Raw genomic sequence first — 17237 nt, forward strand, 5'->3', positions numbered from 1 at the left:
CCCCCCGGCCAACTGCATGGAATCGGGCCCGTTCGTACTCGCTGCGGCTCGGGCGGGGAACGTGCGGGATATGTAGGTGTCAGGTACTGTGGGAGCGCTCCCACCAGTGATGAGTTGAAGAGTCGTCGCTTCCGAGCGGGGTGTCAAGGGACCGGACACGGAGGGATGCGTTCAGTTATCGGAGTGTTAACTGGACCGCGCCGGGCGCCCGCTGCCGCTCGCCGCTCTGGCCAGGACTGTTAGATTCCAGCCAGCCGGAATTGCTGTCGAGAGAGGCGGAGCCCATGGCAAGCCACGGAGGGCGGGGCCGGGGCGGGGGACGGCCCACGCTCGAAGAGGTCGCCGCCCGGGCCGGGGTCGGGCGAGGCACGGTCTCCCGGGTGATCAACGGCTCGCCCCGGGTCAGCGACGTCACCCGCGCCGCGGTCGAGGCGGCCGTCGCCGAACTGGGCTACGTCCCCAACAACGCCGCCCGCGCGCTCGCGGCCAACCGCACCGACGCCATCGCGCTCGTCGTCCCCGAGCCGGAGACCCGGTTCTTCGCCGAGCCGTACTTCTCGGACATGCTGCGCGGGGTCGGCTCCGAACTCTCCGACACCGAGATGCAGTTGGTGCTGATCTTCGCCGGCAGCGACCGGGAGCGCCGACGCCTCGCCCAGTACCTGGCGGCCCACCGCGTCGACGGCGTGCTGCTGGTCTCGGTCCACGCCGACGACCCGCTGCCGGACCTGCTGGCCCGGCTGGAGATCCCGGCCGTGATCAGCGGCCCGCGCTCGGCGGCGGAGTCGCTCACCTCGGTGGACTCGGACAACTACGGCGGGGCCCGCTCGGCGGTGGAGCACCTGCTGAGCCGCGGCCGCCGCCGGATCGCGCACATCACCGGGCGGCCGGACGTCTACGGCGCCCAGCGGCGCGTCGACGGCTATCGCGCGGCCCTGCGCGACGCGGGCCACGCGGCGGACGAACGGCTCATCGAGACGGGTGACTTCACGGAGGAGGGCGGCCGGCGCGCGATGACGGTCCTGCTCGACCGGCATCCCGACCTGGACGCGGTCTTCGCCGGCTCGGACGTGATGGCGGCGGGCGCGCGGCAGGTGCTGCGGGAGGCGGGCCGCCGCGTCCCCGACGACATCGCCCTGGTCGGTTACGACGACTCGGCCATCGCCCGGCACATGGACCCGCCCATGACCAGCGTCCGCCAGCCCATAGAGGAGATGGGCCGCGCGATGATCGACCTGCTCCTCACGGACATCGCCGACCGCCGCCCGGCCGCGTCCCGGGGCCTGGACCGCCGCCAGGCGGTCCTGCCTACGGAACTGGTGACACGGGCGTCCTCGTGACGTGCGTCAGCACCGCCGGGCGGTCCTGCCGACGGTGCTGCTGAGCTGACACGGGCGTCCCCGTGACGCCCCGGGGAACTGCGCGACCGGCCACGACGTGCCCGCGGCCGGAAACGGTGGGCAGCCCCCGCCCCCTGTCGGCGACCCGACGCGCGGGCTCCGCTACGCCGCGTACCCGGTGTCGACCGTCCCGGCGGAAGCCGTCGGGCAGGGGCCGGTGAGGTCGCGCAGGCGGAGGCGGTCGGTGTACGTGGCGCTGTCGCGGACGACGGTGAGCTGGGCCTGGGTGACCAGGCCGGTGCACAGATCGTCCTCGTCGCAGACGGGCAGGTACCCGATGCGGGCGCCGGCCATGACGGACATGGCCACCTCGACGGTCATGTCACCCCACGCCTTCGGCCCGGGAGAGCCCGTGGCGTCGGCCACCGCCGCATCGAGGGGTGTCGCGTTCGCCGTGTGGAGCTGTGTGCGGACGGATGCCAAGGGGTGCCTCCTCGATGGGTTGGTGGTGTGCCGTCGGCGAATTGGCTAGGCGGCCGTCTCGGTGGTGGACCGTCGCCGCGCGGGCCGGCGGGACGACTGCGAGGGGCGACCGCGCCGGGAGCGGGAGGCGGTGCCGCGCTGCGGGCGTTCGGCCACCGGAGCGGTGATGACGACCGGCACGCCGGAGGGGGCCTGCGCACCGGTGATGCGGTTCAGCTCCGCCTCTCCGGGCCGGACCTGGGTGATCTGCGGGAGGATGCCGGCGCTCGACATCAGGTGCGTCATGCCGCGGCGCTGGTTGGGGGTGACCAGGGTGACGACGCTGCCGGACTCGCCCGCCCGGGCCGTACGGCCGCCGCGGTGGAGGTAGTCCTTGTGGTCGGTCGGCGGGTCGACGTTGACCACGAGGTCGAGGTTGTCGACATGGATGCCGCGGGCGGCGACGTTCGTGGCGACGAGGACGGTGACGTGCCCGGTCTTGAACTGCGTCAGCGTCCGGGTGCGCTGGGGCTGCGACTTGCCGCCGTGCAGCGCGGCGGCCCGCACTCCGCTGTTGAGCAGGTCCTGGGTCAGCCGGTCGACCGCGTGCTTGGTGTCCAGGAACATGATCACGCGGCCGTCGCGGGCGGCGATCTCGGTCGTGGTGGCCTGCTTGTCGGCGCTGTGGACGTGCAGCACGTGGTGCTCCATCGTCGTCACCGCGCCGGCCGAGGGGTCGACCGAGTGCACGACCGGGTCGGTCAGGTAGCGGCGGACCAGCAGGTCGACGTTGCGGTCCAGGGTGGCGGAGAAGAGCATCCGCTGCCCCTCCGGACGGACCTGGTCGAGCAGGGCGGTGACCTGGGGCATGAAGCCCATGTCGGTCATCTGGTCGGCCTCGTCCAGGACGGTGATGCCGACCTGGTTCAGCCGGCAGTCGCCGCGGTCGATGAGGTCCTTCAGCCGTCCGGGAGTGGCGACGACGACCTCGGCTCCACCGCGCAGCGCCGCGGCCTGGCGGCCGATCGACATGCCGCCGACGACCGTGGCGAGCCGCAACCTGACCGAGCGGGCGTACGGGGTGAGCGCGTCGGTGACCTGCTGGGCCAGCTCGCGGGTGGGGACGAGGACCAGGGCCAGCGGCTGCCGTGCTTCGGCGCGCTGCCCGGCGGTCCGGGCCAGCAGGGCCAGACCGAACGCCAGGGTCTTGCCGGACCCGGTGCGCCCGCGGCCCAGGACGTCACGGCCGGCGAGGGTGTTGGGCAGGGTGGCGGCCTGGATCGGGAACGGCACGCTCATCCCCTCGGCGCGGAGCGCGGCCAGTAGCTGCTCGGGCATGTCGAGATCGGCGAACGCCTCGACGGCGGGCAGCGCCGGGGTCTGGGAGACGGGCAGGGCGAACTCACCCTGCACGGAGGCCCGGCGGCCCTGGCCGCCCGAGCGGCTCGGCTTGCCGGAGCGACCCGAACCACCCCAGCGGGCGGCGCGGTCGGAGCCGCCGCTCGAACGGGTGCGGGAGCGGTCGGACGTACGTGTGCGGTTCATGCGGAACCTTCCTCGATGCGGCTCGTGTCAAGGAATTACCGCGGAAGATAGCCGCACGGAGAATCGCGAGAACGGGCCAGAATGAAAACAGCAGCGAAAGAAAATGCGGCCAGGGGAAAAGGCCGCGATCGCTGGAGAAAAAAGTGACGGCAGGGGTCGTCGGCCGGGATCGAAGCTCATACGGAACATGTGTCCGGAGCAGGATCGGCACACCCACTGCGCGTGAACCCGCGGTTCAGGGCCCGTCGCGTCGGACGGGCGCCGGGACCGGGGGAGGGTTGTGCCCGGATACTTCATGAGCTGGGGCCCGCACCCCAAGGTGCGGGCCCCAGCTCACAGTGCGCGTATGTCAGGCGGGAACGATGTTCTCGGCCGTCGGGCCCTTCTGGCCCTGCGCGATGTCGAAGTTCACCTTCTGGCCTTCGAGCAGCTCACGGAAGCCCTGGGCGGCGATGTTCGAGTAGTGGGCGAAGACGTCGGGGCCGCCGCCGTCCTGCTCGATGAAGCCGAAGCCCTTTTCCGCGTTGAACCACTTCACGGTGCCAGATGCCATGTCAAATCTCCTTCGGGGCAGTGCCCGGAGTCCACACTGTGCGGACTCCGCGTCGCCGCGTTGATCGCCCCTCCGGAAAGCTTGGAGTTTTTGGGAACCACAACTGCAACTGGAAACGACAGTAGCACGGCGTGTGCGGCCCTGCCGGGTGACTAATCCCTCCCGGCCCGCCCGTTTGAGAAATGCTGACTCCGAATCGCTCCGAATTCTCGCTTCCCGACTACAGATATTCGCTCACCGCCGGGGTCATGTCCCGCGCGGGGGCAGGAGGGGCACGAGGGGCGGGAGGGGCGCGGGGCGGCGGGCCGGCCGGCTGTCCCGCCGCTCCGGGCACACAAAAACGATCAAGGGCCGATCCGGTTCTCCGGATCGGCCCTTGACCTTCGAGGGTGAGTGACGGGACTTGAACCAGATCTTGTTACACGTCTGACCTGCGGCGATGCCTGAAAGTGGGGACATACCACCCGGCTCAGTGTTGCTCGTGCAGAACGGCCTATCCGGCACACAAGGCGCCGTACGCGAGCAGCACAACCTCAGCCAGCAAGACGTGTGCGGCCGCTCCGGCATCGACATCAGACCTACAGCCGCATCGAGCATCGGCACAGCTCACCGAAGTTGGACACGCTCATCCGGATCGCCGACGCGATCGGCGTCCAGCTCGTGCAGTCGGTGGATGAGCCGCCGCCCCGATGGGGATGACGAGGTGGCCGCCTCCCTCCAGCGCTGCCCGATTCGCCGTCAGGACCGCGCTGGAGCTGTACCCGTGGCCGGCTTGTCGGCCCGCCAGCCACGGGAGTCAGGTGTGCCCCGGCCCACGGCGACCTCCTCGTCGGCCAGGGCAGCGAGATCGGTGACGGGCGTGACGTCCACCAGCGTGACGACGAGGCGCATGGCCAGCACCCAGCGCAGGCGCAGCTCGTCCGTGAAGGGGACGTGATGCATGCCCGTGGGGTCGGCCGTGGGCAGAGAGTGGAGGGTATGCGGGTCGTACAGCAGACCTGATACGCCCCACACCGGTGTGTGTGAGACGAGGGCCGCGACCCACCCTTTGCCCAGGGGAGGGCAGTGCTCCACCGCGAGTCGGGCGCAGACCGCATGGAGCGGCGGCGACGCCGTCCGCTCCCCGTCGGTCAGCGGCCGGCCGGCTGCTGAGCCGGCCAGGAACAGCGTCCGCTCATCGGGCCGCCGTGTGCCGAGCGTCGGCCCGCCGCACACCTGGCACAGGAAGCGGCTCATGGCCTGCCGTTGCCGTAGGGCGTGAACGGTCACGAAGTCCGGGCGGCCGCCGCGTGCAGCGGACATACGCGGCCACAGGGCGTCGTAGTGCCGGTCGACGTGGCTGGTCTCGTCCTGAAAACCGAGGCCTGTGGTACCTCTCCAGCCGCGGCGGGCGACCAGGGGCTGCGGCGGGATGTGCTCCCGGGACCAGCCGGTGATGAACGGGACGGGGGTGCCGTCCCAGTACTGGACGGGGCGGATGCCGGTCACCGGGCGGCCCACCGGCTGCTCGCGCACACAGCGTGGGCGCAGCTCAGGTACAGCCGGTCGAGCCCCTCCCACCGCACAGGTACCGTCGGCTCGGCGGCCGACGGCGCCTTCACGCAGATGATGCAGAACGGGGCCTCCTTGTCGGCCGGGCCGATGGTCAGCTCGTGCGGGACGCGCCGGCCGTGTCCGACGTAGCGACCCGCCGCTGCCGGCAGGCGGTGCACGCCTCGACGTGCTTGTGCCAGTCGTACGAGCTGATGCACCAGGCGAGCCGGGCCGCGTAGCAGTCCGTGCATCTCTGCCGGGGAATCTCGGTCGGCTCCAGATGCACGGCCGTACTGTCGGCCGGCGTCGAGCACCAGACGCAGGCCTCGCCGGTGAGGGCGGCCGTCGGCAGACTGCTGCGGCACGTCGTACCAGCTGATGAGCCGGTGCAGGCGCGCCAGCTCCTCGGCGATCTGTACCGTCATCGGCTCAACTCCAGCAGGAGGTCGTGCAGGGCATGGCGTGTCTCACACAGGTGGGTGGCGTCCGCGCATTCCGCGCAGTCGCCCGGGTGCCGGCCGCGGGCGGCCCGTACGGCTCTCCTCAGGCAGGGTCGGCAGGCGCGGGGGAACCAGTGCGTGCCGGTGCCGGTGACGCGTTCGTTCAGATCGATGGCGGTATCCGTGTTCAGCGCCTCGCCGCCCCAGACGCACTCTGCGCCGCGCGTCCGGGCCTCGGACAGGAGCTCCAGGCGCGGCAGCGGGATGTGCGGTACGAAGTCGGTGGGGAGAAACATCACAGCAGTGGTGTGGGCAGGCCTCATGCCGGGACCTCCACTGCGTGGCGGCCGCGCTGGATGAAGGCGGCGACGGCTGGCAGCTCGCAGAGGTTGCCACGGCCGTACGGCTGCACCACCCAGTACGCGCCGGGCGGCTCGGTGACGCCGATGTCCGGTACGCCGAGGTAGGTACCGGGGCCGAGCAGCGGCGTGTCCGCAGCCCCGCCCCAGTGGGCGTGGCCGCGGTAGGGCACCAGCGCCCAGTAGGTCGGGCCGAGGGCGGTGCGTACGTCGTGGATGACCGGCCCGTGCAACTGGTCCCGGACGGTTGCTGCGACCGTCCGGGGGTCGTCGGTGCCGACGGCCGCGTGAAGGATGTCGCCCGGGATGCGTACGGCGCCGAGTTCGTCGCGGAGTGGCACCAGCGCCAGGCGCTGCGTCGTCCACTCCAGGCGGACCTGAGCGGTCGGGTGCGCGCCGGCGAGCCAGGCTCGGATCGCCTCTGCGGGCTGACGACTCACCGGAACAGCCTCCCGCCTGCTCCAGACGACGGGCATCCGGGTCTTCTTCCCATAGGCATGGGCGGTCATGGCGGCATCACTCCTACTACGCTGAGTTGCCCGGTTGTCACTCACGACATTAGGTAGGCGTGATCACCGCTTGTAGTGACCGTGAGTACGGGTAACGGCTCGCCAGGGGTGAGTAGGGGGGCGTCATGGGGCATCAGGCGAAGGAAACCCTGACCGGCGGTCAGGGAGCGTCCGCGCGAGGCCGCTCGGGCATCATTTCCGGGTACGCCTTCCGGGTCATCCGCGAGCAGATGGGGCACACCCAGGACAGCCTCGCCGAGGTTTTCAGAGTGGCGCCGGACACCGTGGCCGGGTGGGAGACCGGGCGACGCCCACTGACCTCCCTGCCCGTGGGCCAGATGCTGGTGCATCGCAATCGGCTCATGCAGATGGGCCCGGCGCCCGCGCTGCTGGCCGTGCTGGAACGGGCGATGGAAGCGGACATGCTGCTGTCCAGCGTGCTCGACGAGGACGAGGGGCCGGCCGAGGCCAGCCCGCTCGGCACCTGGGTCATGCAGCGTGACCTCGTTGAGGTGCTGACGTGGCCGCTCAACGGTGGGCCTCCCACGCCGCTGCGTCGTCTACCAGCGCCCCCTCGTCCGCGCCGCGGTCCGGTGCCGACGGCGCCGGAGCTGCCCGCGGTTGACCGTCGCCGCTTCTTCGCTCGGATGCGGCAGACGGCCGAGCAGGCCCGAGGTGGCCAGGACTTCCTGCTGCGCCGGCAGGCCCTCTACCTTGCTGGGTTCGACCAGGACGCCGACACATCCGAGTGGCTGGCGCACCAGCAGCGGACGGAGCGGCCGGACGACTGGCTGACGCAGTGGCTCAACTCCCGCTCCGTCGCCGCCGTGGCCGCCCGCCAAGGCGACCGGGACCGCATGACGCACTTCATCACGCGCACCCTTGGCGACGACGCCAGAGCTGAGGTGGCGAACCTCAACTACTGGGCGTACTGGATCGGCGAGGCCCCGCACATCCAGCTGTCGGACGACTTCATTGGCGAGCCCCCCGGGCCCTGGCACGGCGACCGGCTGATGGCCCACCTGGTCCAAGGACTGACGCCACGGCACGGCTTCTTTGACCTCAACGTCCACACCCTGTGGGCGCTGCTCGCCGCCCGCCCGAACCTGTTGCGTGCGCGGTCAGCTGCCGGGCGAGCCCTACGCGAACGCCTACCGGTGATGTTGGATAACTCCGGGCTGTCGCCGCAGGCTCGGCGGGAGCTGGAGGGCATCAGGTACGCAATCCGCCTCGCCGAGGCGTGAAAGGGGAGACCCGTGGCTGATCAGGATCTGACGGACGTAGCCCACTTCCTGTGGGAGGCGGGCACTCTCAAGACGGCGCGCAGAACGGGCTGGTGGATGGCCGGCGTTCGTGACCCCGAGAGTGTCGCCGAGCACGCATGGCGCACGTCCGTCATCGCTTCGGTGATCGCCACTCTGGAGGGCGCGGATGCCGCGCGTGCCGCGCACCTGGCGGTCTGGCACGATACGAAGGAGACGCGCACGGGCGACGTGAATCACCTGGGGAAGAAGTACACCGACCCGGGCGACCCCGAGGCAGTGACGGTGGACCAGACGGTCGGCATGCCCGAGATCCTGCGTACTGCCATCCGCGCCGTCGTCGCCGAGTACGAGGCGCGCGAGACGCCCGAGGCCATCTGCGCGCGCGACGCGGACAAGCTCGAGTGCATGTTGCAGGGCCTGGAGTACCGGGGGCAGGGGTATGAGGCGGCCCAGCGATGGGTCGACAACAGCCGGGCCCGTATCGTCACGGCGGCCGGGCAGCGGCTCGCTGATGAGCTGCTGGCCCAGGCGCCTCTCGACTGGCTACGCGCGGCCATGGGCGAGAAGGGCTGACCCCGGACATGACGAAAGGGCCCTGACGCCCTCCCCGCTGTCAGTGGGAGCACTTACTCTGGCCGCATGTCCCCCGATGTCCCCGGCCGTGGTCCCGCGCGCCCGGCCGCCGTGGTCAACGCCGAGATCCGTGAGCTGTGGCACCGCTCCGCAGGACGGCCCACTTCCCAGGATCGAGCCCGGTACGAGCAGCTCGTCATCGAGTGGGCGGCGGCCCGGCAGCGTGAGGCAGCGGCCGGCCCCGGGCATGACGAAACGGCCCTCGCCCTCCCGTAGGAGGACGAGGGCCGAGGGGCCGTGTCAGCGTTGGCCGGGGCGGGTGCGCTGTTCCCGCAGGAACAAGAGCTCGAGCTTGCCGTCCACCTTGCGCATGAACACAGCGGTGGCGGCCTGCCAGTCCGTAGTCCTTGTGGGTCCGCTCATCGATGCCGGTGAGATTGTCGGCTACCGCTGGGCGTAGCGATCAGATCCCTGTCGCCGGGAGACAGTCTCCGGCTCGACAAAGCCGTGGCCTTTCACGCAGCCGTACGGTCACTTGCTGCCATGCCCCTCCCATGGGGGAGATACGGCCCGAATCGGGCCCTGGAGAGGGGGTCGTGTTCCCCTCTGTTCCCAAGGTGCCCGAACGACACCAAGGGCTGACCCGTTTACGCAGGTCAGCCCTTGATCATTCAGGGTGAGTGACGGGACTTGAACCCGCGACATCCTGGACCACAACCAGGTGCTCTGCCAGCTGAGCTACACCCACCATGACCGGCGGTGGAACTGTCGTTTCCCCGACCGGCCGAGAAGAAGTCTACAGGGTCCGAAGGGATGCTCGCGCACAGGTTTTCGCGCGGGCGCCCACGCGGCCCCGGGGCGGTTACCGGGAGGGCAGGACGTGCCGGGCGGCGATCGTCCTCGCGGTGTCGGAGTCCGGGCCGGGCTGCGGGACGAAGACGGCCTCGCGGTAGTAGCGCAGCTCGGCGATCGACTCGCGGATGTCGGCGAGGGCCCGGTGGTTGCCGTTCTTCTCGGGGCTGTTGTAGTACGCCCGCGGGTACCAGCGGCGGGCCAGCTCCTTGATGGAGGACACGTCGACGATCCGGTAGTGGAGGTGGCCCTCCAGGGTCGGCATGTCCCGCAGCAGGAAACCGCGGTCGGTGCCGACCGAGTTGCCGCACAGCGGGGCCTTGCCGGGCTCCTTGACGTGCTCCCGGACGTAGGCGAGGACCTGTTCCTCGGCGTCGGCCAGCGTCGTGCCCCGCTCCAGTTCGTCGAGCAGCCCGGACGCGGTGTGCATCCGACGCACCACCTCCGGCATCGTCTCCAGCGCCCGGGCCGGCGGCCGGATGACGATGTCCACCCCCTCGCCGAGTACGTTCAGCTCGGAGTCGGTGACGAGGGCGGCCACCTCGATGAGCGCGTCGTCGGACAGCGAGAGGCCGGTCATCTCGCAGTCGATCCACACCATGCGATCGTTCATGCGACCACCCTAAAGCTGACGTCCGCGTTTCGATGCCCCGCGTCGGTGCGGGGCAGCGCGCGGACGCACATGAGTAAGGGGGACGGAGTCGTGCTCCGTCCCCCTTGCTCCGGCTTTCGCCTGCTTTCTCCCGCCTCTGCTCAGTTGCCGCTGCGCGGGCCCGGGAGCAGGCCCACCGCGCCGGCCGTCGCGCGGCGGCTCTGCATCGGCACCCCGCCGTCCCGCTCCGAGTGGAGCAGGGCGGCCCCGGCGCCCATCGGTCCGTGGCCGGACAGGCCCATGGGCGATCCGTGCTGGCCGGGCGACGGCATCGCCGGCTCGGCCTCACCCGGCCGGTCGCCCTGCGGGCGGCGAGCCCGGTAGGCGGCCCGGTAGGCGGCGGGGGACGAGCCGAGCTGGCGGCGGAAGTGCCCGCGCAGCGCGACCGGCGAGCGGAAACCGCACCGGCCCGCCACCTCGTCCACCGAGTAGTCCGACGTCTCCAGCAGCCGCTGTGCCTGGAGCACCCGTTGGGTGATCAGCCACTGGAGCGGAGCGCTCCCGGTGAGCGAGCGGAACCGGCGGTCGAACGTACGGCGGCTCATATAGGCGCGTGCCGCCAGTGTCTCCACGTCGAACTGCTCGTGGAGGTGTTCCAGCGCCCAGGCGACGACCTCGGCGAGCGGGTCGGCGCCGATCTCCTCGGGTAAAGACCTGTCGAGGTAGCGCTCCTGTCCGCCGCTGCGGCGCGGCGGGACCACCAGGCGCCGGGCGAGCGCGCCGGCCGCCTCGTTGCCGTGGTCCGACCGCACGATGTGCAGACACAGGTCGATGCCCGCGGCCGTGCCGGCCGACGTCAGGACGTCGCCGTCGTCGACGAACAGCTCCCGCGGATCGACGTGCACGGACGGATAGCGTTTGGCCAGCGTCGGCGCGTACATCCAGTGGGTGGTCGCCGGGCGGCCGTCCAGCAGGCCGGCCGCAGCGAGCACGAACGCGCCCGTGCACAGGCCGACGATGCGGGCCCCCTCCTCGTGCGCCCGGCGGAGCGCGTCGAGCGCGTCCTCCGGGGGCGGTGAGGTGATCGAGCGCCAGGCCGGTACGACGACCGTCCCGGCGCGTGAGATGGCCTCCAGCCCATGTGGCGCGGTGAGTTCCAGGCCCCCTGTGGTCCGCAGCGGGCCTTCCTCGCCGGCACACACCAGCAGGCGATAGCGCGGTACTCCGGCGTCCTGGCGGTCGATCCCGAACACCGAAAGCGGTATGGAACTCTCGAAGATGGGACCGCCGCTGAACAGCAGTACCGCGACGATCTCCTTGCGTCGTCGCCCGGACAGTTTCCGGGCCGCGGCGTCCGGCGCGGCAGTGGAGTCGTGGCTCATCCTGCTAAGCCCCCCTCGGTGGTCGCGGCTCCTAGGTCGTGTCGCTCCTGCACGTTTCCCCTCGGTCCTGCACGAGTCCCCCGCCGTAAGACAGTCAAGATCGAATTTACTGGCTCCCGCGTGGGCACGGTGACCAGTTGCACACACGCCACATTGTCGACATGACAACTTGGCGTGAAGCATTCGATCACGAAGCGTTGCACTCGGAAGACGCACAGGGAAGTGCGCCTTGTCGCGGTGGCCAAACCGCGTAGGGTGCGCAGCGGCCTGTGGACCCTTTCCGTGCAGGTGGAACGGGGGTTGAGGGTGGTGCGGAACCCCCCTTGGCCGGTATCCAGAAGTTGGCTGAAAAGCAGCGCTCGAAGGTACGGAAACAGGTCAGTCGACCGGTGTCTGCCCGCGAGTGTGCCGCCCGCCCTTTTGCGCGTCGCAACGCTCGGCGCACCGCTCCGAGCGGCGCAGCAGCCACCGGCAGACGGCCGTGACGGCCGCGAGGCCCAGTGCGGTGCCCGTGGCGCCGGCCAGCGAGGTGCCGTACCAGAGGAGGACGACCGGCACGAGCACACAACTGAAGGCTGCCCAGCGGATCACATCACTCACGGTGTCCGGCGCGGACCGCGGGTCGCGAGGGGACCGGGGTGCGGGCATCTCGTACTCCCTGTGGCGGTGGTTCACCCCGGTTCAACGTGCCTACGGCCCGTCGGTCACCGGCCGCGCGTCCGTGTACCCCGTGCGAACCGCCTGTACCGGGCAGCGACCGTTGCGTTACGGGCGCGGCTCGTGCATGCTCCGGTGAACCCCTGCGGACGTCAGGGGCCGCTCACGGAGCGTGCGCGGGATCTGGGCTCAGGAGGCTTGCCGCCGTACCCTTATGGGTAAGGGCCCGGGAAGATGTTTCCCGGACACAGCTCCGCCGCACCTACGCCGCACACTGTCCCCCATAAAGGATCACGACGCCGAGACAGTCATGGCCGGTCACGAATTCTTCGAACCCGCGGACCGCAAGCGGCCGGTCGCCGATCCCACGGCGGCCGATCCCCTGGCGGCGGCAGACTCACGCCCGTCCTGCGATCCCGCCTTCCGGCACGGAGTGGTCGTCGGCTTCGACGGCTCCGACTCCAGTGAGCGCGCCCTCGCCTACGCGATCGGCATGGCCCACCGCTCCCGTTCCGGCCTGATCATCGTCCATGTCGCCAACCGGCTGCCCACCACCGTGTGGGCCGGCTGCGAGCCGCCGGTCTTCGTCGACGTCCCGGACCACCGCACCGAGGTCCTCGGGCTGGAGCTGGCCTGCGCGGATTATCTGGCCGAGGTGCCCTGGATCCTGGTCGAGCGCGGCGGCGACATCTGCCACGAGCTCGAGGAGGTCGGGCGGGAGTACGAGGCGGACGCGATCGTCGTGGGTTCCACGCACGGCATCGTCGGCCGGATCTTCGGCTCCGTCGCCGGGCGGCTCGCCAAGCGGGCGCGGCGGCCCGTGATCGTCATCCCCTGAACCTCATCCTGCTCGTCCTGCCCTGACGGTCCTGCCCTGACGGTCACTCCCCGAAGGTCGCTTCCCGGCCGTCGCTCCCCGCCCGTCGTTCCCGGGCGGTCTCACACGCCGTCAACTTCCCCGCCCCGACCCGAAACTACTCGTGCGTAGAGGTGGTTCGCGCCCTTGCGCAGGGCATATAGCGGTCATCGCACCACCACACACGCAGGAGAGGCGCCGGTTCGCGTCCCCTCCGTGGCGTGCCGCCGGCCGGGGGGTGACGGCCACCGGCCGATGGACCGCGGCACGGGAAGGACCCCCACGTGCTGGGTGGCACACGTGGGGGTCCGTTCCGCCGCCTATTCGACCGTGACCGACTTGGCGAGGTTCCTCGGCTTGTCGATGTCCCGGCCCAGGGCCTTGGCCGTGTGGTAGGCGAGGAGCTGGAGCGGGATGCCCATCAGGATCGGGTCCAGCTCGTCCTCGTTCTTCGGGACGATCACCGTCTCGTCCGCCTTCTCCTGGTGCCGGTGGGCCACCGCCAGGATCCTGCCCTCGCGGGCCTTGATCTCCTCCAGGGCCGCGCGGTTCTTCTCCAGCAGGTCGTCGTCGGGGACGATGGCGACCGTCGGCAGGGCCGGCTCGATGAGGGCCAGCGGGCCGTGCTTCAGCTCGGAGGCGGGGTAGGCCTCGGCGTGGATGTAGGAGACCTCCTTGAGCTTCAGGGAGGCCTCGCGGGCCACCGGGTAGCCCCGGACGCGGCCGATGAAGAGCATCGAGCGGGCGTCGGCGTAGCTCTCCGCCAGCTTCCTGATCTCCTCCTCCTGCGCCAGGATCTCGGTGATCTGCGCCGGCAGCCGGCGCAGGCCCTCGATGATCCGCTTGCCGTCGCGGACGGAGAGGTCGCGGGTGCGGCCGAGGTGCAGGGCGAGCAGCGCGAAGGCGACCGTCGTGTTGGTGAAGCACTTGGTGGAGACGACGCAGACCTCGGGGCCCGCGTGCACGTAGATGCCGCCGTCGGCCTCGCGGGCGATCGCGGAGCCGACCACGTTGACCACGCCGAGGACGCGGGCGCCCTTGCGCTTCAGCTCCTGCACGGCGGCGAGGACGTCGTACGTCTCACCGGACTGCGACACCGCGACGTACAGGGTGTCGGGGTCCACGACCGCGTTGCGGTAGCGGAACTCGGAGGCGGGCTCGGCGTCGGCGGGGATGCGGGCCAGCTCCTCGATCATCTGGGCGCCGATCATGCCCGCGTGGTAGGAGGTGCCGCAGCCGAGGATCTTCACGCGGCGGATCCGCCGGGCCTCGCGGGCGTCCAGGTTCAGCCCGCCGAGGTGCACGGTGGAGAACCGTTCGTCGATGCGGCCGCGCAGCACGCGGTCCACGGCGTCGGCCTGCTCGTGGATCTCCTTGTGCATGTACGTGTCGTGGCCGCCCATGTCGTACGACTCGGCCTCCCACTCCACGGTGGTGGGCTCGGCCGTCGTACGGGTGCCCTCGGTGGTGTAGGTGCGGAAGTCGTCGGCCTTGAGGGTGGCCATCTCGCCGTCGTCGAGGGTCACTATCTGCCGGGTGTGGGTGACCAGCGCGGCGATGTCCGAGGCGACGAACATCTCCTTCTCGCCGATGCCGAGGACGACCGGGGAGCCGTTGCGGGCCACCACGATCCGGTCCGGGAAGTCGGCGTGCAGCACGGCGATGCCGTACGTGCCCTCGATCAGACGCACCACCTGGCGGACCTTGTCCTCCAGCTTCTCGGCCTGGGAGCGGGCGATCAGGTGGGTGAGGACCTCGGTGTCGGTCTCGGAGAGGAACTCGACGCCGTCCGCCTCCAGCTTGCGGCGCAGGTCGGCGGCGTTGTCGATGATGCCGTTGTGGACGACGGCGACCTTCTGGTCGGCCGACATGTGCGGGTGGGCGTTCGCGTCGGAGGGGGCGCCGTGGGTGGCCCAGCGGGTGTGGGCGATACCGGTGGTGCCCTTGAAGCGCGCCGGGACCTTGACCTCCAGGTCGCGCACCCGGCCCTTGGCCTTGACCATCTTCAGGCCGGGCGTCTTCGGGGAGGTGACGACGATGCCCGCGGAGTCGTAGCCGCGGTACTCCAGGCGCTGCAAGCCCTCCAGCAGGAGGGGCGCCACGTCACGCTTCCCGATGTATCCGACAATTCCGCACATGTAAGAGGTACCCCTTGGGTGTCGCTGGTGTCGCTGGTCCGGTACGGCCGGTTCTCAGCCGTAGACCATGCGGCGCAACTGCCTGAGCGTCAGCTCCGGCGGCGCGACCGCGCGGTATTTCAGGTCCGCCTCGATCCGTCCGAAGATCTCCGTGTTCACCAGGCCCTGGGCCTGGAGTTCACGGTGGCGGCGACGGACGTACTCGGCGGTCGTCTCGTCGAAGTAGGCGAGCACGTCCTGGACCACGCGCAGCGCCTCGCCCCGGCTCAGGGGCGTGGACCGCGTCAGATGATCAACGAGTTCGTCGTGCACCCGGTAGATCCTGGAGTACCGGCGTCTCTTTCGCAAGAATCGTGCCCGATTCCGGGCAGGCGCCTGTTGGATCTCTTATGGTGCTCTGTTCGCGAGCTGTCCATCCCGCGTCTTGCGCTTCGTTGCCCGGACAGACGAGTTTCAGACGCCATGGACATTCCTCGCATGGGCGTACCCGAGAAGCTGGCCGAGCGCATGAGCATGGCCGAGCAGCACGAGTACCTGCGCGCCCGTTTCTCGCGGCGCTCGATGATCAGAGGCGGCGCCGTCACGCTGGGCGCCGTCGCGGGCGGTGCGTTCGTGCCCGGCGCCACCGCGCAGGCGGCGGCGCCCGCGCGGCACACCGCCCCGGCCGCCACCCCGGTCGACGGCGCGCTCGTCGCCCCCTTCGGCCGCCACCTCGCCTACGGCAACGACCCGCGCACCGAGATCACCGTCTCCTGGCAGGTCCCGGTCGCCGTCAAGAAGCCGTTCATCCGCATCGGCGCCCACCCCTGGGACCTCTCCCGCAGGATCGAGGCCGAGGTCCGCACCCTGTACACCCCGGCCGGCGTCGGCGCGAGCGGCGACCACACGCAGTACTACCTGCACGCGAAGCTCACCCACCTGCGTCCCGGCCGGACGTACTACTACGGCGTCGGCCACCAGGGCTTCGACCCGGCCCGGCCGCACCTGGCGGGCACCCTGGGCACCTTCACCACCGCCCCCGCCCACAAGGCGCCGTTCACCTTCACCGCCTTCGGCGACGAGGGCGTCGGCTACCACGGCCTGGCCAACAACGCCCTCCTCCTCGGCCAGAACCCCGCCTTCCACCTGCACGCCGGCGACATCGCCTACGCCGACCCGTCCGGCGCGGGCAAGACCACCGACACCGGTTTCGACGCCCGCACCTGGGACCAGTTCCTCGCCCAGACCGAGTCGGTCGCCAAGCAGGTCCCGTGGATGCCCGCCTACGGCAACCACGACATGGAGGCCTGGTACTCGCCCAACGGCTACGGCGGCGAGGAGGCCCGCTGGAACCTCCCCGACAACGGACCCGACAAGAAGAACCTGCCGGGCGTCTACTCCTTCGTGTACGGCAACACGGCCGTCATATCGCTCGACGCCAACGACATCTCCTTCGAGATCCCGGCGAACTTGGGCATCTCCGGCGGAACCCAGACCAAGTGGCTCGAAGGCCAGTTGAAGAAGTTCCGGGCCGCGAAGGACGTCGACTTCGTCGTCGTCTTCTTCCACCACTGCGCCTACTGCACCTCCACCGCGCACGCCTCGGAGGGCGGGGTGCGCCAGGAGTGGGTGCCGCTGTTCGAGAAGTACACCGTGGACCTGGTCATCAACGGCCACAACCACCAGTACGAGCGCACCGACGTCATCAAGGGCGGCAAGGTCGCCAAGAAGCTGCCGATCGGCGGCACCGCCTACCCCGAGACCGAGGGCGTGGTCTACGTCACCGCCGGCGCGGCGGGCCGCAGCCTGTACGCCTTCAGCGCCCCCGACTCCTACGAGGGCCACGAGCACGAGACCGACTCCGTGGCCTCGTTCGTCAACACCAAGGACGGCAAGGTCGGCGAGACCGTCGCCTGGTCCCGGGTGCGTTACCTCGACTACTCCTTCCTGCGCGTGGACGTCACGCCCGCCCCCAAGGGCCGGCAGACGACGCTGACGGTGTCGGGCATCGCCGAGACCGGTCACCGCGTCGACCACTTCACGGTGTCCCGCAGGGCGAAGTAGCGGTCCGGGCGCGCCCGGACGGGCAGGCGCGGCCCCGGCGAACGGCGGGCGGTCCTCCCGGCCCGCACGGTCGTCCGGGGGCCGCCGGCCCGTCCGGCGCCGAACTGCGCCCCCAACTCCCTCCGCACGGGGGCCGTT

General features: G+C 70.6%; 20 protein-coding genes and 1 tRNA gene. 7 read left to right on the plus strand and 14 right to left on the minus strand.

Annotated elements, in window-relative coordinates; genetic code table 11:
* The first annotated feature begins 284 nt into the window (after positions 1-284).
* Entirely contained in the window at positions 285-1340 is a 1056-nt protein-coding gene (locus tag D9753_RS22380; RefSeq protein WP_121788606.1) for a LacI family DNA-binding transcriptional regulator, read from the plus strand.
* A 162-nt stretch (positions 1341-1502) separates the two neighbouring features.
* On the opposite strand, the gene D9753_RS22385 is transcribed toward D9753_RS22380, so the two are convergent.
* The 3 genes from D9753_RS22385 to D9753_RS22395 all read right to left on the minus strand — a co-directional run bounded on the left by D9753_RS22385 (position 1503) and on the right by D9753_RS22395 (position 3900).
* Complete coding sequence (locus D9753_RS22385; protein WP_394346739.1) at positions 1503-1823, minus strand: CBS domain-containing protein; 321 nt, start codon at positions 1821-1823, stop codon at positions 1503-1505.
* A gap of 45 nt (positions 1824-1868) precedes the next feature.
* Positions 1869-3347 (minus strand): DEAD/DEAH box helicase, encoded by a 1479-nt coding sequence (locus tag D9753_RS22390; protein ID WP_121788607.1) that lies wholly within the window; start codon positions 3345-3347, stop codon positions 1869-1871.
* A gap of 349 nt (positions 3348-3696) precedes the next feature.
* Complete coding sequence (locus D9753_RS22395; RefSeq protein WP_077060004.1) at positions 3697-3900, minus strand: cold-shock protein; 204 nt, start codon at positions 3898-3900, stop codon at positions 3697-3699.
* A 549-nt stretch (positions 3901-4449) separates the two neighbouring features.
* On the opposite strand from D9753_RS22395, the gene D9753_RS39385 reads away from it, so the two are divergent.
* Positions 4450-4599, plus strand: a complete 150-nt coding sequence (locus tag D9753_RS39385) for a helix-turn-helix domain-containing protein (RefSeq protein WP_163010760.1) — start codon at positions 4450-4452, stop codon at positions 4597-4599.
* A 39-nt stretch (positions 4600-4638) separates the two neighbouring features.
* Here the strand turns inward: D9753_RS39385 and D9753_RS22405 are convergent, their stop codons facing one another.
* Genes D9753_RS22405 through D9753_RS22420 form a run of 4 tightly spaced genes read right to left on the minus strand, consistent with a single transcriptional unit; the run spans position 4639 to position 6741 of the window.
* Positions 4639-5415: a hypothetical protein gene (locus tag D9753_RS22405; RefSeq protein WP_121788609.1), complete on the minus strand. Its 777-nt coding sequence runs from the start codon at positions 5413-5415 to the stop codon at positions 4639-4641.
* Positions 5385-5858, minus strand: a complete 474-nt coding sequence (locus tag D9753_RS22410; protein ID WP_121788610.1) for a hypothetical protein — start codon at positions 5856-5858, stop codon at positions 5385-5387. Before D9753_RS22410 ends, D9753_RS22405 begins: the two co-directional genes overlap by 31 nt.
* Positions 5855-6169, minus strand: coding sequence for a hypothetical protein (locus D9753_RS22415; RefSeq protein ID WP_240468241.1), 315 nt, complete (start codon positions 6167-6169; stop codon positions 5855-5857). Before D9753_RS22415 ends, D9753_RS22410 begins: the two co-directional genes overlap by 4 nt.
* A 23-nt stretch (positions 6170-6192) precedes the next feature.
* Positions 6193-6741 (minus strand): hypothetical protein, encoded by a 549-nt coding sequence (locus tag D9753_RS22420; protein WP_240468242.1) that lies wholly within the window; start codon positions 6739-6741, stop codon positions 6193-6195.
* Between the two features lie 125 nt (positions 6742-6866).
* On the opposite strand from D9753_RS22420, the gene D9753_RS22425 reads away from it, so the two are divergent.
* From D9753_RS22425 to D9753_RS22435, 3 genes are all read left to right on the plus strand, one after another.
* On the plus strand, positions 6867-7985 hold the full coding sequence (locus D9753_RS22425) for a helix-turn-helix domain-containing protein (protein ID WP_121788612.1): 1119 nt from the start codon (positions 6867-6869) through the stop codon (positions 7983-7985).
* A 12-nt stretch (positions 7986-7997) separates the two neighbouring features.
* Entirely contained in the window at positions 7998-8579 is a 582-nt protein-coding gene (locus D9753_RS22430; protein ID WP_121788613.1) for an HD domain-containing protein, read from the plus strand.
* Positions 8580-8645: 66 nt separating this feature from the next.
* Positions 8646-8855 carry a hypothetical protein gene (locus tag D9753_RS22435; RefSeq protein WP_121788614.1) on the plus strand — a complete coding sequence of 70 codons (210 nt, stop codon included), beginning with the start codon at positions 8646-8648 and terminating at the stop codon, positions 8853-8855.
* A 24-nt stretch (positions 8856-8879) separates the two neighbouring features.
* On the opposite strand, the gene D9753_RS38740 is transcribed toward D9753_RS22435, so the two are convergent.
* The 5 genes from D9753_RS38740 to D9753_RS22455 form a co-directional block, all read right to left on the minus strand.
* Positions 8880-9002, minus strand: coding sequence for a hypothetical protein (locus tag D9753_RS38740; protein ID WP_276209442.1), 123 nt, complete (start codon positions 9000-9002; stop codon positions 8880-8882).
* Between the two features lie 252 nt (positions 9003-9254).
* Positions 9255-9327 (minus strand) — tRNA-His (locus D9753_RS22440).
* A 114-nt stretch (positions 9328-9441) separates the two neighbouring features.
* Positions 9442-10044, minus strand: coding sequence for an oligoribonuclease (orn, locus tag D9753_RS22445; RefSeq protein ID WP_121788615.1), 603 nt, complete (start codon positions 10042-10044; stop codon positions 9442-9444).
* Between the two features lie 140 nt (positions 10045-10184).
* A complete protein-coding gene (locus tag D9753_RS22450; RefSeq protein ID WP_121788616.1) occupies positions 10185-11405 on the minus strand; it encodes a helix-turn-helix domain-containing protein in 1221 nt (406 codons plus the stop codon).
* Positions 11406-11783: 378 nt separating this feature from the next.
* Positions 11784-12053 (minus strand): hypothetical protein, encoded by a 270-nt coding sequence (locus tag D9753_RS22455; RefSeq protein ID WP_205614231.1) that lies wholly within the window; start codon positions 12051-12053, stop codon positions 11784-11786.
* A gap of 319 nt (positions 12054-12372) precedes the next feature.
* On the opposite strand from D9753_RS22455, the gene D9753_RS22460 reads away from it, so the two are divergent.
* Positions 12373-12900 (plus strand): universal stress protein, encoded by a 528-nt coding sequence (locus D9753_RS22460; RefSeq protein WP_121788617.1) that lies wholly within the window; start codon positions 12373-12375, stop codon positions 12898-12900.
* A 338-nt stretch (positions 12901-13238) separates the two neighbouring features.
* Here the strand turns inward: D9753_RS22460 and glmS are convergent, their stop codons facing one another.
* Positions 13239-15056: a glutamine--fructose-6-phosphate transaminase (isomerizing) gene (glmS, locus tag D9753_RS22465; protein WP_121788618.1), complete on the minus strand. Its 1818-nt coding sequence runs from the start codon at positions 15054-15056 to the stop codon at positions 13239-13241.
* A gap of 54 nt (positions 15057-15110) precedes the next feature.
* The gene (locus D9753_RS22470) at positions 15111-15368 is read right to left on the minus strand and encodes a hypothetical protein (RefSeq protein WP_121788619.1); all 258 of its coding nucleotides are present in this window, start codon (positions 15366-15368) and stop codon (positions 15111-15113) included.
* A 165-nt stretch (positions 15369-15533) separates the two neighbouring features.
* On the opposite strand from D9753_RS22470, the gene D9753_RS22475 reads away from it, so the two are divergent.
* Positions 15534-17099: a purple acid phosphatase family protein gene (locus tag D9753_RS22475; protein ID WP_205614232.1), complete on the plus strand. Its 1566-nt coding sequence runs from the start codon at positions 15534-15536 to the stop codon at positions 17097-17099.
* Positions 17100-17237: the final 138 nt, after the last annotated feature.

It is taken from the genome of Streptomyces dangxiongensis (assembly GCF_003675325.1).
GTDB classification, from domain to species: Bacteria; Actinomycetota; Actinomycetes; order Streptomycetales; family Streptomycetaceae; genus Streptomyces; species Streptomyces dangxiongensis.

Bases quoted from the DNA above. Each gene is read 5' to 3' on its own strand.
- D9753_RS22380 (WP_121788606.1), top strand. From the start codon at position 285: ATGGCAAGCCACGGAGGGCGGGGCCGGGGCGGGGGACGGCCCACGCTC.
- D9753_RS22390 (WP_121788607.1), bottom strand. From the start codon at position 3,347: ATGAACCGCACACGTACGTCCGACCGCTCCCGCACCCGTTCGAGCGGC.
- D9753_RS22395 (WP_077060004.1), bottom strand. From the start codon at position 3,900: ATGGCATCTGGCACCGTGAAGTGGTTCAACGCGGAAAAGGGCTTCGGC.
- D9753_RS22410 (WP_121788610.1), bottom strand. From the start codon at position 5,858: ATGACGGTACAGATCGCCGAGGAGCTGGCGCGCCTGCACCGGCTCATC.
- D9753_RS22415 (WP_240468241.1), bottom strand. From the start codon at position 6,169: ATGTTTCTCCCCACCGACTTCGTACCGCACATCCCGCTGCCGCGCCTG.
- D9753_RS22420 (WP_240468242.1), bottom strand. From the start codon at position 6,741: ATGACCGCCCATGCCTATGGGAAGAAGACCCGGATGCCCGTCGTCTGG.
- D9753_RS22425 (WP_121788612.1), top strand. From the start codon at position 6,867: ATGGGGCATCAGGCGAAGGAAACCCTGACCGGCGGTCAGGGAGCGTCC.
- D9753_RS22435 (WP_121788614.1), top strand. From the start codon at position 8,646: ATGTCCCCCGATGTCCCCGGCCGTGGTCCCGCGCGCCCGGCCGCCGTG.
- D9753_RS38740 (WP_276209442.1), bottom strand. From the start codon at position 9,002: ATGAGCGGACCCACAAGGACTACGGACTGGCAGGCCGCCACCGCTGTG.
- orn (WP_121788615.1), bottom strand. From the start codon at position 10,044: ATGAACGATCGCATGGTGTGGATCGACTGCGAGATGACCGGCCTCTCG.
- D9753_RS22450 (WP_121788616.1), bottom strand. From the start codon at position 11,405: ATGAGCCACGACTCCACTGCCGCGCCGGACGCCGCGGCCCGGAAACTG.
- D9753_RS22455 (WP_205614231.1), bottom strand. From the start codon at position 12,053: ATGCCCGCACCCCGGTCCCCTCGCGACCCGCGGTCCGCGCCGGACACC.
- D9753_RS22460 (WP_121788617.1), top strand. From the start codon at position 12,373: ATGGCCGGTCACGAATTCTTCGAACCCGCGGACCGCAAGCGGCCGGTC.
- glmS (WP_121788618.1), bottom strand. From the start codon at position 15,056: ATGTGCGGAATTGTCGGATACATCGGGAAGCGTGACGTGGCGCCCCTC.
- D9753_RS22475 (WP_205614232.1), top strand. From the start codon at position 15,534: ATGGGCGTACCCGAGAAGCTGGCCGAGCGCATGAGCATGGCCGAGCAG.